Here is a 19,628-nt window from a genome sequence, read left to right as displayed (position 1 = left end):
GTCTTATCCAGGGATCAAATCCTGAATGAAGTATGGGGTTACGATTATTTCGGAAACACCAGAGTGGTTGACGCGCAAATCAAAAAACTAAGAAAAAACTTGCAGCATAAAGCCTATCTGATCAAAACCTTATTTGGTTTAGGATATAAATTCGAGGTGGAGTAATGCGAAATAGAAGGATTGCCTATAAGCTTTTTTTATTTCATGTCGTCCTGTTTGCCGCGATATTTATGATTCAAACTGTCTTTCAATCGATATATTTAGAACCGTTCTATGTTCATACAAAAAAGCAAAACCTGAAAAATATTGCAAATGAAATCCAATCTAAAATTAATAATCATGAAAAGATTGATTCTATCGATCAATATATCGCTCAACTATCAGAGAAGAACAACACCATCGTAACAGTTACCGATCTCAACATGCAGCATCTCTACGGATCGTCTTTGAACAATAATTACTCGTATTTTGTGATCAGGACGAAAAAAAATCAAGAGTATAAAATTATTTATGATGATATTCTCAAAGAGAATATCAGAATGAACGAAGATAACGTATCCATCGAGGGATTTCTTGTAGATGATATGAAATCCTTAGTTATCCCAAATACAATCAGGGTCGGTAATCAAGTTATTCAATCTAAACTCACCCCACCCTTCGCATTAACACTCAGATTTAGTCAAGAGCAGGGCATCATGGAGCCTAAGCCCATCACTATTGAAGGCAGCATTATTTCCACTCACACCGAAAATAATTCCTTCTCTGCGCAAAAGACTGTCCTCATCAAGGAAATGGTTGACTTTTTCAACAAAAAGCCGAAACAACCGATACCCAAACAGATCTATACAGTTCGGGATACACAAACGGGTATAAATAATTTGATGCTCATCGAGAATATCGAAGGAACTGATCTGATCGTACTGGCCGTTACCCCGCTACAATCTGTAAACGAGGTGATCGGCAATTTGAACCAGTACTATATTATTTTATTTGTTTTTACAATGATCATCGTAACAATTATAGCTTTTGTCTATTCTAAAACTTTATCCAAGCCATTGATCAAAATGAGCGCCATTGCCAATCAGATCGCCAATCAAAATTTCAGTAGTAAATATATCGTCAAGTCCAATGACGAATTGGGTCAAATGGGTGTGGCTCTTAACAAAATTTCAACAAACCTGGAACAGAAAATTACGGACTTAGTTCATGCAAATGTAAAATTAGCACAAGATTATGATATGCAGATGAAATTGAAAGCAAAAGAAAAAGAGTTCGTTGCCAACATTTCTCACGAGTTGAAAACGCCGTTAACCGTAATCAATGGTTATGTCAAAGGGATCAAGAGCGGCGTATATACGGACAATGCACCGAAATATTATGATATTATTCTACAAGAAGTCGATCGCATGACAGACATGATACAAGAAATGCTTGATATCTCTAAACTGGAGTCCCCTACCTTTCATCTCACAGAGAGTACATTCGATCTATGGCATTCGTTTTTGAAGGTATATGACCTATTCAAAGCGGTGGCTGATGAAAAAGCGTTGAAGGTTCATTTTGAAATCGATGATGAAGCCTATGTAAAAGGGGATGCGAGAAGAGTCGAGCAAGTGATTACGAATTTATTTACGAATGCCATTAAATATACGCCGCAGCAAAGCCATATATATATCAACATCACCTATAACGCCCTGGCAAACACCTATACGTTCAAAATAAAAAACGAAAATGCTTATATTTCAGATGAAGATATCGAACGTATTTGGGATCCTTTTTACAGAATAGAAAAATCAAGAAGCAAAGAATTTGGCGGGACTGGCCTGGGTCTGGCGATCGTAAAACAAATTTTGGACCTTCACCACAGCAACTATGGCGTTAACACGCAAAAGGGTGGAGTCGAATTTTATTTTGATTTGCATGCAGTCAACATGGAAATGTAAAGACCGCCCTGCCCCCAACGACGTCATCGTGGAGAAAGAGACGGAGAAGGTCGAAAGCTTCTTGTCGCACATCACGTATCAATCCCGACTTTCAGAGGGCATTCTTCCGTACACAATCAGCCGGAGAATCTACCACTTCATATAAACTCCAGATTGCCTTACTATAATTTCATAGGAGGGGGGAAGAGCATGCCGCATCGAATACTGGTTGTGGAAGATGACCAAGATATACAGGAAGTAATCAAGGAGTTTTTACTAGCTCAAGATCATATTGTACATGTTGCCTCTGACGGTTTGGAAGGGATCCAACAGTTTAACCGGCTGGAAATTGATTTGGTTATTTTAGACATCATGATGCCGAATATGGACGGCTATCAGGTATCCCAAATGATACGAAGCAAATCGAATGTTCCGATCATCATGCTGACCGCTCTCGAAGAAGAACAGGATCAAGTAAAGGGGTTTGAACTTGGCATTGACGATTATATAACCAAACCGTTTTCTTTTCATATATTTATTAAAAGAGTCGAAGCGGTTCTGAGGAGAAGCTATTCCAAAGAGAATCAGAACGTCCTCAAGTTTCATGAGCTTGAGCTTGATTGCGACCGATATAAAGCATACGTGAATGCGGACGAGGTGGCGCTGACCACCAAAGAATTCGAAATCGTTCAGACGCTGCTCGAAAACAAAGGGAAGCTTGTGACCAGGGAAAACCTGATGGACAAGCTCTGGGGCTATGATTACTACGGGGATACGCGCATTATCGATACCCACATTAAAAATATAAGAAAAAAATTGAATGTTCCGTACATCAAAACGGTTAAAGGGGTGGGTTACAAGGTTGATCAATAAACTGCAAATACGGGCTGTTCGGAGAAGCATAACATTTAAAATCTTTGCCGTAACCTCGCTGCTTTTATTTCTATCTGCGGCGATTATTTATTCTACGCTGTATTTTTTTCTGCCGATGTTCTACGAAAATGTGAAAAAGACGCAATTGGATGCCGGAGTCAAGGAATTGGTAGCTGACGCTCGCGGTCTATCTTTTCAGGACGGGAAGTCGCGCATCGATCAATTTGCGCTAAAAATGAACGCTTCCCCGGTCTTAATCGATGATAATGGGCAAATCGTTTATCCCGTTATGAGTGTTTCGTATGGTTCTGCCACTGTTGTCAATGGTTCTGGCGATTCAGCATCGGTTGGCGAGTCTATTCCGGATCATTTTCCGCAAGGATATGTCATTACGGCACCGATTGTTTTTAAGGATAAGGAATTAACTATCAGGGTGAATGCAACGTTGCAGCCGATTAATGAAGCTTCGCAAGTATTGCTCATGCTGATTCCCTATATTGGCCTTTTTATTATCATAGTTTCGGTAAGCGGGGCTTATGTTTACTCAAGAATCCTATCCAAACCGCTGCTTGCGATTAATCGGGCTGCCAAAAAGATGTCGAATCTGGACTTCGCGATCAAAATCGACCACAAGTCAACGGATGAAATTGGCGAATTGTCTGCCAGTCTAAATGAAATGTCGGCAAAATTGCAGCGTACGATGCAGGACTTGCAAGCGGCGAATATGAAATTGAAAAGCGACATTGAAAAGGAACGGGAATTGGAGACCAAACGCCGGGAGCTGTTCGGTATCATCTCCCATGAGCTGAAGTCGCCGATTACCGCTGTCAAGGGGCAGCTTGACGGGATGATTCAGGAAATAGGGATCTATAAGGATCGGAACACGTATTTGAAAAGGTCTTACAAGATCATGGAAGACATGGAATCTTTGGTACAAGAAATTCTTCGCATGGCCAAATTTGAACACCAGATCATTTCTCCGAAACTGGATAAAATAAACCTATCTGCATGGATCGGCGTTATGATCAAAAAACTCGACTATTTTGCAATCGAGAAGAATATTCGGGTTTTAGGTGAAATCGAAGCCGATCTATTTATTCATTCGGATCCGAATCTTATTGAAAAAGCGTTCATCAATGTGCTTCATAATGCGATTGTTTACTCGAATCCGTCTGAACAAGTGATCGTTCAATTAAAAAGGACGGGTCACGGAGCGTTGAATTTTCGCGTTTTGAACACCGGCGCTCATATTCCGGAAGAACAAATCGAAAAAATATTCGAGCCCTTTTACCGGCTGGAAAAATCGAGAAACCGGAATACCGGAGGCAGCGGATTAGGTTTGTATATCGTTAAAATGGTACTCGAAGCGCTATCGATCGATTTCTCGATGAAAAACACAGAGCAAGGCGTTTTGTTTAGCGCCGACATTCCTGATAAATACACGCAGACTTCACATGAACTGCATATCAACTCCATTTAGCGCTGTTACATTGTAGTCAAAGGAAAATAAGATCAGCAAAATCAAAAACTTATTTTCCTTAATACAAAAATGGAGGAATTCAAGATGAAGAAGAAAATGGTTTGGTTAGGAGCAACCGTATTGGCAGTCGCACTCGTCCCATTAAGCGCATATGCTGCCACCAATTCTCTGGGGAGCGCCACTAAAACAGAGGCGTCCGCAAAATTGACTCCGGGAACAGTCGTCGATAACTCTAAAGGTGTTGTGGAGTCGAGCGCATCGGCAATTGCCGCCGAACAAAAACAGGAAAAGAGCAATTCAGCCGGGAAAAGCGAGGGAAGTGCGTCTGCAAAATTGGAGCCGGGAGTAGCGGCCGAAAACTCGATTGGGTTTGCGGGAAGCCTTCCTCCGAGTGAAGTTCTCACGCAAATCATTGATCAGTTGAAGGACAATGCAGCAAAAACAGGAAATCAGACAGCGGTTGTAATCTATGCTTCCGAATCGGGGCAAGAAAAGTTGACGATATCGCTAAAAGATTCGACCGAGAAAATCGTCGCACAGATTCAAGAGAAATTTAAAGATGCCAAGGCTCTGAGCGCATCGGCAGTTCTTGCCGAACAAAAATAAAGAAGAGTGTGGCAAGTTTTGGCGGGAGGAATCGGCGGCAAATGTGCCGGCTGCTAGCGAAGAGGAGCGCCAGCAGGGAGACGATTCCGCACCGAGAGCGGGAGAGAGAAGAATAATATAACGATCGGACACGCACGCAATGATTAAGATCTGACGCAGGGTAAGACATAACAGTATAAGCAGACCAAGACGGCATTGCCGGTTTTGGTCTGCTTTTTTCTTTTGCAGTAGACATAGGTAAAGCTGGTCGGTTGCAATACTATAGCGAGTGAAATTCGCAGACTACGGAGAAGGTGTTCGGTATTGATTGGTATTAACCGTTGTGGAAGCATGTTGTTACTAAAACATGCGACACAGTGTCGATCAAGGATCGGACTTTTTTTCGTTATTGATCATTTATGAAAGAACGGTCGCGGACTTATCCGAACATACCGATTAAATGAACAGAATGTGTTCATATATGTTAATATATGATATATTATGATTGTGTATGATAAAAAAAGACATAAAGGAGCCCTGGGAGCGAATGCGCAGATTATACAACAAAGATCCGTTTATTCGGATACGACATTGGGACAACGAGGTTTGGGCGGGTTATGAGGCTATCGGTTCGATGATAAAAGAAGCTCTTGAGAAAAAAGGACGGCAGAAGGCAATCGTCGTCGTGGAATGTTACCCGGGTGTCAGGCAGGAGGAGATTGTGGCAGGCTTGACCGCTTCGCTCCTGCCGGCAATGGTGATCCATTCGGAAGACGCAGCTTTGGAGCCGTCCGAGGTTGACCGTATAGTCGAACGCTACATAACGGACGATCGGGTATTCGGTTACATGGCGCCGTTCGTGATCGATGAATTTTACGATTCAAGCAAAATCGAAGAGATGCGGCGTCGTTTGGGAACGGCGGAGGACGAGATTACGGTCGTGATCGGGTTCGGCGCTTCGCTGATCGTCCAGGGCGACATTCTCGTCTATGCGGACTTGGYCCGCTGGGAGATCCAACAACGCTATCGGGCGAAGGAGGTCGGCAACTGGCGGATGAATCATGTTGAGAACGATATTTTGCGCCTCTATAAGCGAGGGTTCTTCTTCGAATGGCGAATGGCGGACCGGCTGAAAAAATCGTTATTCGACCGAATCGATTATTATTTGGACACGAATGTTAAAGATGAGCCGAAGATGATCACCCAGCAAGCGCTGTTCGCCGGATTCGCCCAAACGGCAAGCCAGCCGTTCCGACTCGTTCCCTATTTCGATCCTGGCGTATGGGGCGGAACATGGCTGGAAGCGAATATAGACCTGCCCAAGYGGGACCATCCGTATGCTTGGGGTTTCGACGGGGTTCCGGAGGAAAATAGCCTCTATTTTCAATACGGTGAGATCAGAGTAGAACTGCCTGCTATCAATCTTGTCTTTTTCGAATCGGTCAAGCTGATAGGTGAGAAAGTTTATTCGCGCTTCGGTGCGGAATTCCCGATCCGGTTCGACTTTCTGGATACGATCGGGGGGCAAAACCTCAGCTTGCAAGTTCATCCTACGACCGAATATATCCGTGATACGTTCGGTATGGCGTATACGCAAGACGAAAGCTATTATATTCTCGACGCCGAACCGGGGGCGGTAGTGTATCTGGGGCTAAAGGACAATGTTGATCCGGATGCGATGATGGCGGATTTGCGTAAGGCGCAGGATGGGGGCTTCACGTTCCCCGCAGAGCAATATGTTAACGTGTATCCCGCGGCGAAGCACGACCATTTCCTCATTCCCGCCGGAACGGTGCACTGCTCGGCATCGGGCTGCATGGTACTGGAAATTAGCGCTACACCTTACATTTTCACGTTCAAGCTATGGGACTGGGATCGTCTCGGCCTCGACGGAAAGCCGCGTCCGGTTCACTTGGAGCATGGAAGCAAGGTCATTCAATGGAACCGGACGACCGAATGGATATCCTCCGAATGCGTGGACCGCGTGGAGGCCGTTGCGGAAGGGGAGGGCTGGAAGGAAKAGCGCACGGGACTGCACGAGCTCCAGTTTATTGAAACCCGTCGTTACTGGTTTTCGGAGCGGCTATTGCACGAAGCGAACGGCAGCGTTCAGATGCTGAACCTGGTCGAAGGCGAAGAAGCTACTATCGAAAGTCCGACAGAAGAGTTCGAGCCGTTTGTCGTCCGATATGCGGAGACGTTCATCGTACCGGCTTCGGTAAACGCATATTGGATACGGCCAAGCGGTCCGAGTCAAGGCAAGACGATCGGCATCATCAAAGCTTATGTAAGAGCTTAGGGGGAGCGGATGACATGAATCGGGCCATCATACTAGCCTTCGACGTCGGAGGAACGCAGATCAAGGCTGCGGCGGTTATCGGCGGATCAATCGTCGAATCGACGGTCTCTCATTACGAATCGCATGCAGATCGAAGCGCTGAGGAGATTATCGCGCATTTCGCGGCAATTGCCGTTGATATGGTCGTGAAGGCAGGTCGGGAACAATTGCCGGTCGGAGGACTCGGCATGGCGTTTCCCGGTCCTTTCGATTACGAGAACGGGGTCAGCGGCATCCGGGGATTGGGCAAATTTGAATCCCTGTACGGTCTTTCCGTTGGGAAACGATTGGAGGAAGCCATTCGATCAAACGGGGAACTGGCAGCTCGGCTCGCCCCATCGTTCGGAATTCGGTTCGAGAACGACGCCGCGTTATTCGGACTCGGTGAAGCCGGCTATGGCGAAGCGCGCGGTTCCGAAAGAGCCGTGTGCCTTACGATTGGTACCGGCCTGGGTTCTTGTTTCTTGGAGAACGGACGTTTAGTCAAGCGTGGCGATGGTGTTCCGGAGCAAGGATGGCTGTACAACATTCCCTATCAGGGCAAACTTGCGGATGATTGGATCTCAAGACGAGGGATTCTGCAATTAGCTGGAGAGATGGGCTTGGAACTCGAGGGTCGAGACGTTCATGATTTATCGAATTTAGCCAAGTCAGGGGATCGGACCTCGGTTCGGCTGTTTGAGGAGTTCGGCAGACGAATGGCCGCTATTGTTACCCCGTCGCTCCGGGCTTTTGCGCCGGACACCATCGTGATCGGCGGTCAAATTTCCAAGAGCGGAAGTTTGTTTGTGCCTGCTTTTTGCGAAGAATTGATCAGGATGGATTTCCAAACGAATGTTAGGGTAAGCCGGAATACGCTCTTCAGTACGTTTATAGGAATATATGATTTCATTGGTGATACATGATTTTCCTGAAAATCGGAATAATATCTATTATCCACTTACAAGGAGATTTGCGGTGTGAAATTGCCTAAATACTCCAAGTAAGGAAGCGGTTATCCTCGTCTTGCTGGACGATTTGAAACGTCGTTCTTGGCATCCTGGTGGCGAAGGATGTGAAGTTCATAACACCAACACAGTTGATAAACGGATTGATGGAACGAGTTTGGCAAAAATAAGGGCTGCCGCCTCAGGCAGTCCTTTTTCAACTGATGACCTGGGAGTAAGGGGTTCGGTTATCTTGGCTGGGAGGGAGTCAGAAACGGTAGGCTGGATGAGTTAACGGAAAGTAGACAAAAAGGGAGTGAGCAGGAGAGTGGAGAAGCGAAGCGTCCGCCTTTGAAACCGATTCCTAACCACGACAACATTTCAATCAAAGGAATCGTTTTCAACAGCGGGTGGAACCTCCTGTTCACTTCCTCCCCACACACCAAACTGAACACAACCACCAAGGACCTGGCCGTAAGTCGGGTTTTTCTTAATGTCTTTTTGCAAACCGATGAAAACAATCACCTCATCTTTACAAACTATTCACATGCAGTTGATATGTGGTTAACATTGCGATTGCATAATAAAAATGTACCTTAAAACAACATATACACACAAAAGACCAAAATATGGAGGAGAATATCGTGAAAAAACATCTCTCATGGAAAGCAGCTCTGGCAATCAGCGTAATGACTTTAGGAATATCGGCGTGCGGCTCCGGGCAGCAATCGTCACCAGCGGTAAGCAATAGCCCGGCTCCGGCGAAGGAAATGACGCTAGAGGAGATGGAAGCGCAAGCCAAAAAAGAAGGGAAGGTCGTCAGTGTTGGAATGCCCGATAATTGGGCCAACTGGAAGGGAACTTGGAGCGATATCGCAACGAAATACGGATTATCCCACACGGATACCGATTTATCGAGCGCGGAGGAAATCGCCAAATTCGAAGCAGAAAAGAAAAATCCGACGGCCGACATCGGGGATGTAGGGATTTCGTTCGGACCGATTGCGAAGGATAAAGGCGTAACGATGCCTTACAAGCCGTCCAACTGGAACGATATCCCGGACTGGGCAAAAGACAAAGACGGGCACTGGATGGTGGCGTATCAAGGTACAATCGCGGTAATTACCGATAAGAAGCAGGTGAAAAATCCACCTAAAACTTGGGACGACCTGCTTAAAGGGGATTACAAAGTTTCGATTACGGATGTAGCCAAAGGAACGCAGGCACAAATGGCCGTATTGGCGTCGGCAATCGCGCACGGAGGAGACGAAAGCAACATTCAGCCCGGCTTGGACTTTTTTGCGAAATTGGCCAAGCAGCGCAGATTGGCTTCCTTCGAAATCAACACCGGAGTTTTGGAAAAGGGAGAGGTAGCTGTTGCGTTGCTTTGGGATTTTAACGCTTTGGGCTACCGCGACCAGATCGATCCGAACCGTTTTGAAGTCAGCATTTTGCAGGAAGGCAGCGTCGTCAGCGGGTATAGCACCATTATTAACAAGTACGCACCACATCCGAATGCGGCCAAGGTTACGCGCGATTTTATTTTGAGCGATGAAGGACAGATCAATCTGGCCAAAGGCTACGCCCGACCGATCCGGGAAAACGTGAAGTTGCCGGAGGATGTCGCCAAGAAGCTGATTCCTGCTGAGCAGTACAAAAATGCAAGGCCGATCAAGGACTACAACGCTTGGGGAGAGACATCCAAAAAATTGCCGAAGCTGTGGCAGGAACAAGTGTTGATTCACATCAACTAGCTTACATGGCTTTATGAAAGGATAAATCCGAATGAATCGCAAGGTAACGCTGTTTGTCGTCGTTACGCTGCTTCCGTTTGCCCTGCTCGTCGCCGGATTTTTGATGCTGCCGTTGATTGCCATGATCCATGACAGCTTCCTTGCCGACGACGGCAGGACCTATACGTTCGAGCAGTATATAACCGCTTTGACCAGTCCTTATTATTCAAAAGGCATAGTCAACAGCTTGCTCATTTCGTTATATTCCAGTGTCATCGGTATGGTCATCGCTCTGGCGGCGTCGTATTCCATTACGCGAATGCCCCAAAAGATTCAAACGTTCATGATTACGTTTTCCAATCTGACTTCCAACTTTTCCGGTGTGCCGCTTGCGTTTGCCTATATTATTTTACTTGGTAACAGCGGACTTTTTACACTTCTGTTCAAAGAATGGGGATGGAATGTGTCGGAGTCGTTCAACTTGTACAGCTGGAGCGGTCTTGTGGCCGTTTACGTTTACTTCCAAATTCCTTTGGCCATTTTGCTGCTCTACCCGGCCTACTCGGGCATTCATAAGAACTGGCGCGAATCCGCCGCTTTGCTCGGGGCGTCGTCGTTTCAATTTTGGCGGTATGTCGGAATACCTGTACTATTGCCAAGCGTGGCCGGAACATTCAGCATCTTGATCGCTAACGCGATGGGAACTTACGCAACGGCTTATGCACTCGTCGGAAGCAACTACAACTTGTTGACGATCCGCATCGGCGCCTTGGTAGCCGGAGACGTAGCCGCCCAGCCGCAGCTCGGAAGCGCGCTGGCCGTCATTTTGGGACTGCTGATGGTCGGGGCCATGTGGTGTAACGAACGCCTGATGCGGCGGTTCAGGAGAGATTTGCCATGAACAAAAAATGGATTTCGTATCTTGTCGTTTTCGCTACGATCGTTTATCTTGTGCTGCCTTTAGCGGCTACGTTCATGTACTCGATCGCTAAAGATTGGAGCCATACGGTTCTCCCGGTCTCCTATACGCTTGACTGGTACAAGGATCTGTTTACGGATTCGCGCTTCCTGTCGGCCGTCGGGCGAACGATGACGGTATCGCTCATCGCCCTTGCCGCGAGCGTGACGACCATGTCGCTGACCGTATTCGTCGTTTTCATGTATGTGCCGAAGCTTGAGCGTTTGCTTCAAATCATTACGATGATTCCTTTCGCCGTTCCGGGCGTAGTAGCCGCCGTTGGATTGATCAAAGTGTACTCGAGCGGCCCCATCGTGTTGTCGGGGACGATCTGGATTCTGGTAGGCGCGTATTACGTGCTCGTTATTCCTTATATGTATCAAGGCATCCGAAACAGCCTGCGCTCCATTGACGCGAGAAAGCTTATGGAAGCGGCCGAAATACTCGGGGCAAGCAAAATCAAGGCATTTTTGCTTGTCATTGCGCCAAACATCGCAAACGGAATTATGATTTCGGCCCTGTTATCGTTTTCGATCTTGATCGGCGAGTTTGTGATGGCCAATTTTCTCATTGGCGGGCATTATGAAACGATTCAAATTTATTTGATGCGGCGGTTGAATGAAAACGGCCATATATCGAGTGCCATCGTGATAGCATACTTCCTGATCGTGTTGTTCATTTCCTGGCTGATGCTGAGGCTGGGCACACGTTTCCGGAACAAAGTAGAAATCAAGGAGAATGAGGCATGAGCTACGTACAAATCGATCAGGCGTTGAAGCGATTCGCGAAAACCGCTGTTCTGCAGCAGGTATCCCTGAGCGTCGAAAAAGGGGAGCTCGTCACCCTGCTCGGGCCGAGCGGCTGCGGCAAAAGCACGCTGCTGCGCTGCATAGCCGGACTCGAAACACTGGACGGCGGGACGATTCGCGTAAACGAGAAAGATATTTCCCAGCTGCCTCCGCAGCGCCGGAATGTGGGCATGGTATTTCAATCCTACGCCCTGTTTCCGAATATGACGGTCTTCGACAACATCGCCTTCGGGCTGAAAATGCAAAAGCTAGCGCGCGAACAGATTGCCTCTAAGGTGAAGCAAGCGGTCGAACTGGTGCACTTGTCCGGCAAAGAGTCGGCTTATCCGCACCAGCTTTCCGGCGGCCAGCAGCAGCGCGTCGCCCTCGCCAGAGCGCTTGTCACCGAACCGGACATCCTTCTTCTGGACGAACCGTTAAGCGCGCTGGATGCCAAAATCAGAAAAAGCTTGCAAAGCGACCTTCGCAGCATTCAGCGGGATTTGAAGATGACGATGATTTTCGTTACACATGACCAAGAGGAAGCGATGACGATCTCGGACCGCATTTTTGTAATGAATGGCGGCGAGATCGTCCAGCAAGGCAAACCGGAGCAAATTTACGCCTCTCCGAAGAACGAATTTGTAGCCCGTTTCATCGGCAGCTATAATGTATGGACAGATAGGGAACTGTTCCGGTTGACGGGACATTCGGTGAAGCCCGGAACGTATGCGGTCCGTCCGGAAGTGATGGAGCTTTATCCGAACGGAGAAGCGCAGTCCGAACTGCGGAACCGCGGATTATGGCTGGAAGGGGTCATTCAGAGCACGACCGTTCGCGGCAATGTGCGCCGTTACCAGGTTCAGTCTCAGGATGTGACTCTAACGATCGACGAACTGAATGTTCCGCACAAAGGCGCTTTGGACGAAGGATTGTTCATTAGCGTGCGAATTCCGGAAGAAGCTTGTACTTTATTGGAATAGAGGGAGAGCACAATGTCCGTATTGTCCGTTGAACGAAAAACCGCAATTCTTGATCGGCTGCAAGCTTACGGGAAGGTGAACGCGGCTGAGTTGGCCCGCCTGCTTGACGTATCGATGGAAACCGTCCGGCGGGACCTCGATGTGATGGAGAAGGAAGGATTGCTCAAGCGTGTGCACGGAGGAGCCGTCAAAATCAATTTTCAGCTGGGGGAGCCCCCGTTCGTTCAGCGAAGACAGGTTCGCCTGGAAGAAAAGAAGAAAGTGGCTATAAGAGCCGCGCAGCTGGTAAAAGACGGAGATACGATCGTGATGGGCGTAGGAACCACAATCCTAGAAATGGCCCATTGCATACGCGGAGTGAATAAAGTAACCATTCTGACCAATTCGGTGCCTGCGGCCCACGCCTTAATGGATTCCGTAAACCAAGGCTTGTTCCATGGAAGGGTGATTCTGCTGGGGGGAGAATTGGATGCGGAGCAATATTCGGCAAGAGGTTCGGTATGCGAGAAAATGATGGATCTGTTCAGCGTGAACAAAGCGTTCATTTCTCCTGGAGGCATTTCGCTTTCAGGCGTTACGGAGTACAGCCTGGAAGATTATTCGATTTCCTCCAAAATGATTCAGGTCGCAAAAGAGACGATCATTCTAGCGGATCATTCCAAAATCGGCATAGAAGCGTTATGCAAATTTTCACAGCTGGATCACATACACGCGATCGTTTGCGATCAGGCTGCGCCGCCATCGTGGAAGCCTTACCTTGAAAACATCGATTGGATCATAGCGGACGAGGACACTACGGAGTGCGGATAAACAACCAACAATAGACTGGGTGAACCTACATTGAAAACGATCAAAGGTATTCTGTTCGATAAAGACGGCACTTTAATCGACTTTTATTCCGGCTGGGTACCGGTGGCGACGCAAATGGCCGATCGTGTGCTGGCGGACTTCGGCTTGCAAGAAGATCCTTCGGCCAAAGAAAGCTTGTTCGGCGCCATCGGTTTGCACGGGAATCAAGTCGATCCGAAAGGGATTCTCGCCAGCGGTACCACACAGGATCTATCGGAAGCGTTCGTTCGAGTGCTCAGAGAGAGACAGGTGAATCTGGATAAACTGGAGCATTTGCAGGGTTGGCTGACTGAAGAGCTTTACCGGCTGACCCAATCGAATCGGCACAATTTAAAGCCGACCGCGGATTTGCATCAGTTGCTCGGGCAGCTTCGCAGCCACGGACTTAAAATCGGCATTGCAACGGCGGACGATCTTGAATCGACGAATTTTTTTCTGGAGCATGAGGGTGTATCAGCCTATTTCGACTTTATCGGCACTTCGGACTGCTACGAAAAGAAACCGAGTCCAAGTATGATTCACGCTTTTTGCGAGGCCTGCGATATGAGTGCGGGAGAAGTGGCCGTAGCGGGTGATACCGTGACGGATATACAGTTTGCCAGAAACGGTTCGGCCGCTCTTGCCATTGGCGTTCTATCCGGCGTCAGCGGATGGTCCGAGCTGGAGGGTGCCGATCACGTGATCCGTTCCGTCGGAGACATCGTGGCGGAGGGCGGACGGTTGATCTGGCAGACAGACTGATAGGAGAGTGTGCATGAAAATCGGTTTGGAAACAGAGAGCTATCATCTGCAGTTTATTACAGGAAGAATAGATATTTTTCAGTTCATCAGAAAGACGGCCGAACTGGGCTTGGACGGGGTCATGATCAATATTGTGAAGTGGCCCGAACTGCCGGGATGGGGGACACTCGAATCGTTCGAACCCGAATATTTGAAAAGGGTAAAGGCCGAAATTCAGAAATACGGATTTTTTGCCGAAATCGATACGAACGGTACCGACCCGTCGCATTTGGCACAAGTGATCGATGTCGCCCACCAGATCGGGGCGGATGTTATCCGGACATACACTTGCATGGGGACATACGACCCCAACAGGCTGCTTGCTGCACCCGGAAACATTAAGCAAATCGTGCCGCTGCTACAGAAGTACAGAATAAAGCTGGCTGTGGAAAACCATGAGGAAGAGCTGACAAGCGAGGTTATCCGTATCATCGAGGAAGTTGGCAGCCCTTGGGTACGCGCGCATTGCGATGTAGGAAACAGCATGATGGCATGGGAAGATCCGGTCGAAGCTGTCAAAAAATTGGCGCCGTATGCATTCACCACCCATTTCAAAGATCACATCATCGTTCATGACGGTGACGATTACCGGGTATGCGGCGTTCCTGTCGGGACCGGCAACATCGACTTGGAGCAAATTTTCAAAATTCTTGTCGAGCAGTCGACCCTGACCCGGATTAACGTGGAAATGTGTTTCCCATACGCTACTGCTTTCAAAAGAGAACGGGGAGCCGGAGGAGTATTCGAAGTCGGTGAAGGCGCGTTTAAAGTCGGGCAGCCGCCTTATGACTTGTCCGTCATCAAACCGCTCGATTATTATTATCCACCGGAAGAACTATTGGAGCAAATGATTGCAGATCAAGAGAGAGGCGTGGAGCAATCCGTCAAGTATACGCTGGCTTTGAGAGAAAAGTATTGCCGGTAACAGTATAGCGGGAAAGACTGTGAAGGGGCATTCGTGCTCCTTTTTATTAACGATTCAGTATAACTTCGCTGATTGTTCATCGTCTCGACTGTCCCGTTCAACCGGAGCAGACAGCAAAACGCCCGCGAATCTCGATTCACGGACGTTACTTAGTCATGCTTACTTGCTCATGGCTTCGCCAATCGCCTTGTTGATTTTGTCTTCGGCCTGCCGGAGCATCGTATTCACATCGGTTCCGCTCTTGATCATCTCGCCGAATTCTTTGTCCAAGATCGATCCGGCGTTGACGAGCGGGGCCAGCTTCGTGTTCGGAGTCGGCGTCGTGGCGAACTTGTTGTAGAACAGAGCTTTGAAATTTTTGTTTTTGGACTTGCTCTCTTCCCCTAATGTGGCGCGTATCGCTTCACTGACCAGAATAGTTGCCCTACCTTCTTTGTTGCTCATCAGTTGAACCTCGTCTGTCAGCAGCTGCGTGACGGCGAGAAAAGCCTGCTCCGCTTTTTTGTTCGTGTTGCTTATGAAGTAGTAGATCGTATTCGCTTGATAGCCGACGCCGGGCTTGTCGGGGAAGGTAGGAGCGGCGACCATGTCCCAGTTGAGCTCCTTGTCGTTCTCGAATCGTCCGTACCCGGACAACGGGGCTATGACCATTGCAATGTTTTTGTCTTTGTAGAAAGAGTTCAACTCGTTGTCCCCATTAAAAGCTGCTGCCGGTTTGTTGCCCACGATATCGTAAAAGCTTTTGTACGTCTGAAACAACTTCTGGTAATCCACACTATTGACGGAGGCTTTATCGCTCTTCGCATCGATCGGCGACAAAGAAAGCTGGTTATCCCCGATCATGTTGCTGGAGAAAAAAGACATGCCGCGATAATTGACGCCGTCGACCGTCCGCGTCATCTGCGCGGCAAGCTTGGACGTCTCGTCCCAAGTCATCCCGTTTTTCGGATAAGCGACCCCGAACTTGTCGAAAATGTCCTTATTGTAAAACAGCACAACAGTGCTCGTATATTTCGGAAGTCCGTACAAGGCGCCGTTGCCGGAGGCGTTTCTTAACGAATCGATCGTGGAGGGCTCGATGCGCGCCAGATCGTATTTATGCTTTTTGATCAGGTCCGTAACATCATATTGGAGTTGGTAGGGGATTACAGAGCTGTATAACCCGCCGATCGAGGTGATGACGATGTCCGGCGCGCTTCCGGTCACCACCATATTGTCCAGCTTCGCCTGCGGCCCCGAGATGAGATAGTTCAATTTGTAGTTCGGATATTTGGCGCGCAGGGGAGCCTCGATCGTCCGTTGAAACTCTTCTTGGGTAATGGAGGAGACCCCGGAGAAGATGGTCAGCTCGACCGGATCGGTTTGTTCAGGCGCCGATGGTTTGCCGGAAGAGCCGCTGCCGGAGCATGCAGGAAGTAACGCCAAACATATGGCAACGGTCATCCATGGAACCATTCGTTTTGTTTTGTTTTTTGTACGATTCATCGGATCATTCCCCCTATATATGGATACTGATTCACAGGTAAGGAAAGCCCTTACCCTTCGGTAACTTTAATTATATGTAAGCGGTATCTTATGTGAAATAGAGAAAAAAATGAATACATGGAGAAATGGTTGCCGCTTAGATTGTCAAATATAGATCTTAAGCTTACTGGGTCACTCGGATCCAATCGACATGGACCGTACCTTGTCCGATAATCGGATCGAATCTGAGCCGGCGGATAACTCCGTTCCAGTTCGTATTTTGACCCATATTGATGACGTATTCGTTGTACTGCCCATCTTGAGCCGTGAGCGTAAACGTAACTGATTTTTGGGATGTCCATGACGGATCTCCGGACGTTGTAAAAAACAACTGCGATTTCGTATAAGGACTATCATTTTTCAAACGGATACGGATATTCCGGTACGTAAGCGAATCGGCAATCGCCAAATTATCCGGAGAGAGCAGGTACGGATCGTTACCGCTCGATGTGAGCGCCAAGCTTCCGCCAGAAACGGTGCCGCCGAGTTGGCTGTTCAAAGTCCATCCTTCCGTACTGCCGGCCGTATCGAACTCCCATTGTTTGATGATCTCCGGACGTGAGTTCGTCGTAACGGTCAGCACATTGGAAAGAGGGGACACCTTCGCCTGATCGTTTACCGCTTTAATGGCATAATAGTAGGTTGTATGTTCGCTCAAACCGTTAATCGTGTAATTCTGTTCAGTTCCGGCAGCGGCGGGCAGCGGTTCGCCGGTCAAATGAGTCGCGTTGTCCCAAGTGGCATCGGTAATCGGCTGGGCGGCGAAACGAATGTCGTAAAATGCGGCCTTCCCCGTATTCCCGTCTCCTCCGGGTGCAGTCCACGACAGCTGGACGGAATTGTGGGTTACCGCCTTCGCGGAAAGATCGGATAAGGCAGACGGAGCTTCCCGATCCGCGTCCCGATCGCGTGTCAAATGGATGTAGTCAACGTAAAGGGTCCCGTTGGACGGTTCCGGAACTAGCCGGATCTGCCGTATTTTCCCTTTCCAATGCGGGTTCTCCCCCATGTTTACCGTATGCTGGACGAACCCTTGACTATATGGGATCAATGTGATCCCTACCGATTTTTGTTCATTCCAGACCGAGTCCGAATTCGTTATAAAATACAGTTTGGCGTGGCTGGCCGGCCTGCTGTTTTTTATATTCATTTTGAGATAGGACAATTTCCCTGCTTGCAGATCATCAAGTTCCGGCGACTGTATAAACCCGCTCGTCTTCGTTGCCCAGTCCAGCGTTCCGATATTGACGGCGCCGACGGCATCCTGCTGCACGGTCCAGCCTTCCCATTCGCCTATACGATTGAAGTTCCATTCCATGGCATTGTTGCCGTCGTCCTCGATATAGAGATGGAAGGAAGAAGAACCCGCATGCCACATTTCTCCGGCTCCGCCGGACAGCACCGCGCTGTTGACCTTGATATCAGTCGTGCCGGGCTCCAACGTTTTGAATTCGATTTTTGCGACGACTCCGTCACTCGATACGGAATCCCGGTTGCTTTTCCCTGTAATGGAGAAACGGACTTTGCCGGGAATGTTTTTCTGTACGTTAGTAATCTTGAAATCGTTCTGCAGCGAATCGACCGAATCAAACTTTAATGCATGCTCGTCATAAGCGACTTCAACGTCCTGACCGTAGACATGACCCGTCACTTGCTGCAAACCGTATTGAAGCGCGAACTTGCGGCCGGCCTCGACCGATTTTGGCCCTTGCAAAGTCGTATTAATCGTGTTATTTTTGCGCAAATACTCCTTTACGACTTTCGCGCGTTCGGTTTCATAATTTACGGGCAGGGGCGAGGGGATGCTTGCGTCTTTGTAATTATAGTACGTTTCATCGTGCTCCAAGCTCCACGCGTTAAACTCGCGGAAAGCATGGTACGTCCACGACCAGCCCCGTTCCTCGATAAGGTCCAACACGTTTCTCAGCCATTGCAGCGCGTCTTCTTTCGGAGCCCAGCGAATGACGCTTAATTCGCCGACGTAAATCGGAACATTCCATTTCGCCTGAAAATCGTCGGCTGCCTGCATTTCCAGCTCGAGCCGTTGTTTGTCCCATAACTCCCCGAGCCGCAATTCCGGATAATGCTGGTTTACGTCCGTCGTCAGGATTCCTTGGTGCGTAAAATAACTCGGCGCGTAAAAATGAGCGCTGTAGATGACTTTCGGGTCCGGCAGCGGCTGCGTTAAATTGCGGAAGCCTGTAAAATAAAACCCCGGGCCTGTCTCGAATATAATATACGTATCCGGATCGACGGTACGAATTTCGGTTATGATCTCGGTAGCTATGGCCGGCCACTGGGATGGCATATTGGGCAGCTGCGTGCGATCGAGCGGTTCGTTCAGCAAATCATAACCCCAGATAGAGTCTCTATATGGAGCCATCCGCTGTGCAATATCTTTCCATACTTTCTTCAGACCGGTAACAAGGTCTGGGCTCGACCACATTTCCGGCTGATTGGCTTGGACATTCGGCAAAGGGGGCCCATGCATGTCTATCACTACTTTCAGCCCGGCATTTCGGGCGCGAACGACTTCCTGCTCCAACATATCTAGAATGGTCGGCCAAGCGTCCCACAACGGTTTCTTCAGTTTTTCCGCTTCTCTTAGCACCAAAACTTGCAGGCGTACTCCGTTCGCGCCCCAGCTTTTCATCGATTCGAAGTCATTATCGGTCAATTTTCCGTTTGTCATGAATCCGCGCAAAATGTCTGGAGAAGCTAGCTGCGCCGCAGGGCCGGCAGAAACCGCTCTCATTTGCAGCGGAGGAAATGAAGCGGGCAGCATCAAGAGCGCAAGCAATAAAATCGTGCATAACCGTATCTTTTTCATATTTCGATCTCCTTTGATTTTTTTTGCAGGTTGTCGGTCAATCTCCTTTTCTCTTGTTTCACAAGTATGGAAAGCCCTTATCCTTCCATGGCTTCACTGTATATGTAAGCGATAACACTAGTAAATGGATAAAA

The 19,628-nt window shown here is 48.3% G+C and carries 16 protein-coding genes; 14 read left to right on the top strand and 2 right to left on the bottom strand.

The window, feature by feature from the left end; all coding sequences use genetic code 11:
- The 14 genes from AC1DWB_RS09265 to AC1DWB_RS09200 form a co-directional block, all read left to right on the top strand.
- Positions 1-165, top strand: a 165-nt coding sequence (locus AC1DWB_RS09265; RefSeq protein WP_477540768.1) for a winged helix-turn-helix domain-containing protein, incomplete at its 5' end; no start/stop codon positions are given.
- Positions 165-1,943, top strand: a complete 1,779-nt coding sequence (locus AC1DWB_RS09260) for a sensor histidine kinase (RefSeq protein WP_477540763.1) — start codon at positions 165-167, stop codon at positions 1,941-1,943. The genes AC1DWB_RS09265 and AC1DWB_RS09260, both read left to right, overlap by 1 nt.
- A 189-nt stretch (positions 1,944-2,132) precedes the next feature.
- Positions 2,133-2,795: a response regulator transcription factor gene (locus AC1DWB_RS09255; RefSeq protein WP_477540762.1), complete on the top strand. Its 663-nt coding sequence runs from the start codon at positions 2,133-2,135 to the stop codon at positions 2,793-2,795.
- Complete coding sequence (locus AC1DWB_RS09250; RefSeq protein ID WP_477540761.1) at positions 2,785-4,275, top strand: sensor histidine kinase; 1,491 nt, start codon at positions 2,785-2,787, stop codon at positions 4,273-4,275. Before AC1DWB_RS09255 ends, AC1DWB_RS09250 begins: the two co-directional genes overlap by 11 nt.
- 84 nt (positions 4,276-4,359) lie before the next feature.
- Positions 4,360-4,881 carry a hypothetical protein gene (locus AC1DWB_RS09245; protein WP_477540760.1) on the top strand — a complete coding sequence of 174 codons (522 nt, stop codon included), beginning with the start codon at positions 4,360-4,362 and terminating at the stop codon, positions 4,879-4,881.
- Between the two features lie 526 nt (positions 4,882-5,407).
- Positions 5,408-7,159, top strand: a complete 1,752-nt coding sequence (locus AC1DWB_RS09240; protein ID WP_477540759.1) for a class I mannose-6-phosphate isomerase — start codon at positions 5,408-5,410, stop codon at positions 7,157-7,159.
- A gap of 14 nt (positions 7,160-7,173) precedes the next feature.
- The gene (locus AC1DWB_RS09235; protein WP_477540758.1) at positions 7,174-8,103 is read left to right on the top strand and encodes an ROK family protein; all 930 of its coding nucleotides are present in this window, start codon (positions 7,174-7,176) and stop codon (positions 8,101-8,103) included.
- Positions 8,104-8,768: 665 nt separating this feature from the next.
- A complete protein-coding gene (locus AC1DWB_RS09230; RefSeq protein ID WP_477540757.1) occupies positions 8,769-9,878 on the top strand; it encodes an ABC transporter substrate-binding protein in 1,110 nt (369 codons plus the stop codon).
- Positions 9,879-9,909: 31 nt separating this feature from the next.
- Entirely contained in the window at positions 9,910-10,758 is an 849-nt protein-coding gene (locus AC1DWB_RS09225; protein ID WP_477540756.1) for an ABC transporter permease, read from the top strand.
- Positions 10,755-11,564: an ABC transporter permease gene (locus AC1DWB_RS09220; protein ID WP_477540755.1), complete on the top strand. Its 810-nt coding sequence runs from the start codon at positions 10,755-10,757 to the stop codon at positions 11,562-11,564. The genes AC1DWB_RS09225 and AC1DWB_RS09220 overlap by 4 nt, the downstream gene beginning before the upstream one ends.
- Positions 11,561-12,586, top strand: a complete 1,026-nt coding sequence (locus AC1DWB_RS09215) for an ABC transporter ATP-binding protein (protein ID WP_477540754.1) — start codon at positions 11,561-11,563, stop codon at positions 12,584-12,586. Before AC1DWB_RS09220 ends, AC1DWB_RS09215 begins: the two co-directional genes overlap by 4 nt.
- Positions 12,587-12,598: 12 nt before the next feature.
- Positions 12,599-13,396, top strand: a complete 798-nt coding sequence (locus AC1DWB_RS09210; protein ID WP_477540753.1) for a DeoR/GlpR family DNA-binding transcription regulator — start codon at positions 12,599-12,601, stop codon at positions 13,394-13,396.
- A 30-nt stretch (positions 13,397-13,426) separates the two neighbouring features.
- The gene (locus AC1DWB_RS09205) at positions 13,427-14,176 is read left to right on the top strand and encodes an HAD family hydrolase (protein WP_477540752.1); all 750 of its coding nucleotides are present in this window, start codon (positions 13,427-13,429) and stop codon (positions 14,174-14,176) included.
- Positions 14,177-14,189: 13 nt separating this feature from the next.
- Complete coding sequence (locus AC1DWB_RS09200) at positions 14,190-15,140, top strand: sugar phosphate isomerase/epimerase family protein (protein WP_477540751.1); 951 nt, start codon at positions 14,190-14,192, stop codon at positions 15,138-15,140.
- A 159-nt stretch (positions 15,141-15,299) separates the two neighbouring features.
- On the opposite strand, the gene AC1DWB_RS09195 is transcribed toward AC1DWB_RS09200, so the two are convergent.
- Entirely contained in the window at positions 15,300-16,625 is a 1,326-nt protein-coding gene (locus tag AC1DWB_RS09195) for an ABC transporter substrate-binding protein (RefSeq protein ID WP_477540750.1), read from the bottom strand.
- A 163-nt stretch (positions 16,626-16,788) separates the two neighbouring features.
- Positions 16,789-19,494 (bottom strand): cellulase family glycosylhydrolase, encoded by a 2,706-nt coding sequence (locus AC1DWB_RS09190; protein WP_477540749.1) that lies wholly within the window; start codon positions 19,492-19,494, stop codon positions 16,789-16,791.
- Positions 19,495-19,628 lie beyond the last annotated feature (134 nt).

This window comes from Paenibacillus sp. P4_E11 (assembly GCF_056401635.1).
Note: the sequence above shows the minus strand (reverse complement) of the source record. Positions and strands in the feature narration are given on the sequence as shown.

Coding starts and splice junctions, on each gene's coding strand:
- AC1DWB_RS09260 (WP_477540763.1), top strand. CDS start 165: ATGCGAAATAGAAGGATTGCCTATAAGCTTTTTTTATTTCATGTCGTC.
- AC1DWB_RS09255 (WP_477540762.1), top strand. CDS start 2,133: ATGCCGCATCGAATACTGGTTGTGGAAGATGACCAAGATATACAGGAA.
- AC1DWB_RS09245 (WP_477540760.1), top strand. CDS start 4,360: ATGAAGAAGAAAATGGTTTGGTTAGGAGCAACCGTATTGGCAGTCGCA.
- AC1DWB_RS09235 (WP_477540758.1), top strand. CDS start 7,174: ATGAATCGGGCCATCATACTAGCCTTCGACGTCGGAGGAACGCAGATC.
- AC1DWB_RS09225 (WP_477540756.1), top strand. CDS start 9,910: ATGAATCGCAAGGTAACGCTGTTTGTCGTCGTTACGCTGCTTCCGTTT.
- AC1DWB_RS09220 (WP_477540755.1), top strand. CDS start 10,755: ATGAACAAAAAATGGATTTCGTATCTTGTCGTTTTCGCTACGATCGTT.
- AC1DWB_RS09215 (WP_477540754.1), top strand. CDS start 11,561: ATGAGCTACGTACAAATCGATCAGGCGTTGAAGCGATTCGCGAAAACC.
- AC1DWB_RS09210 (WP_477540753.1), top strand. CDS start 12,599: ATGTCCGTATTGTCCGTTGAACGAAAAACCGCAATTCTTGATCGGCTG.
- AC1DWB_RS09200 (WP_477540751.1), top strand. CDS start 14,190: ATGAAAATCGGTTTGGAAACAGAGAGCTATCATCTGCAGTTTATTACA.
- AC1DWB_RS09195 (WP_477540750.1), bottom strand. CDS start 16,625: ATGAATCGTACAAAAAACAAAACAAAACGAATGGTTCCATGGATGACC.
- AC1DWB_RS09190 (WP_477540749.1), bottom strand. CDS start 19,494: ATGAAAAAGATACGGTTATGCACGATTTTATTGCTTGCGCTCTTGATG.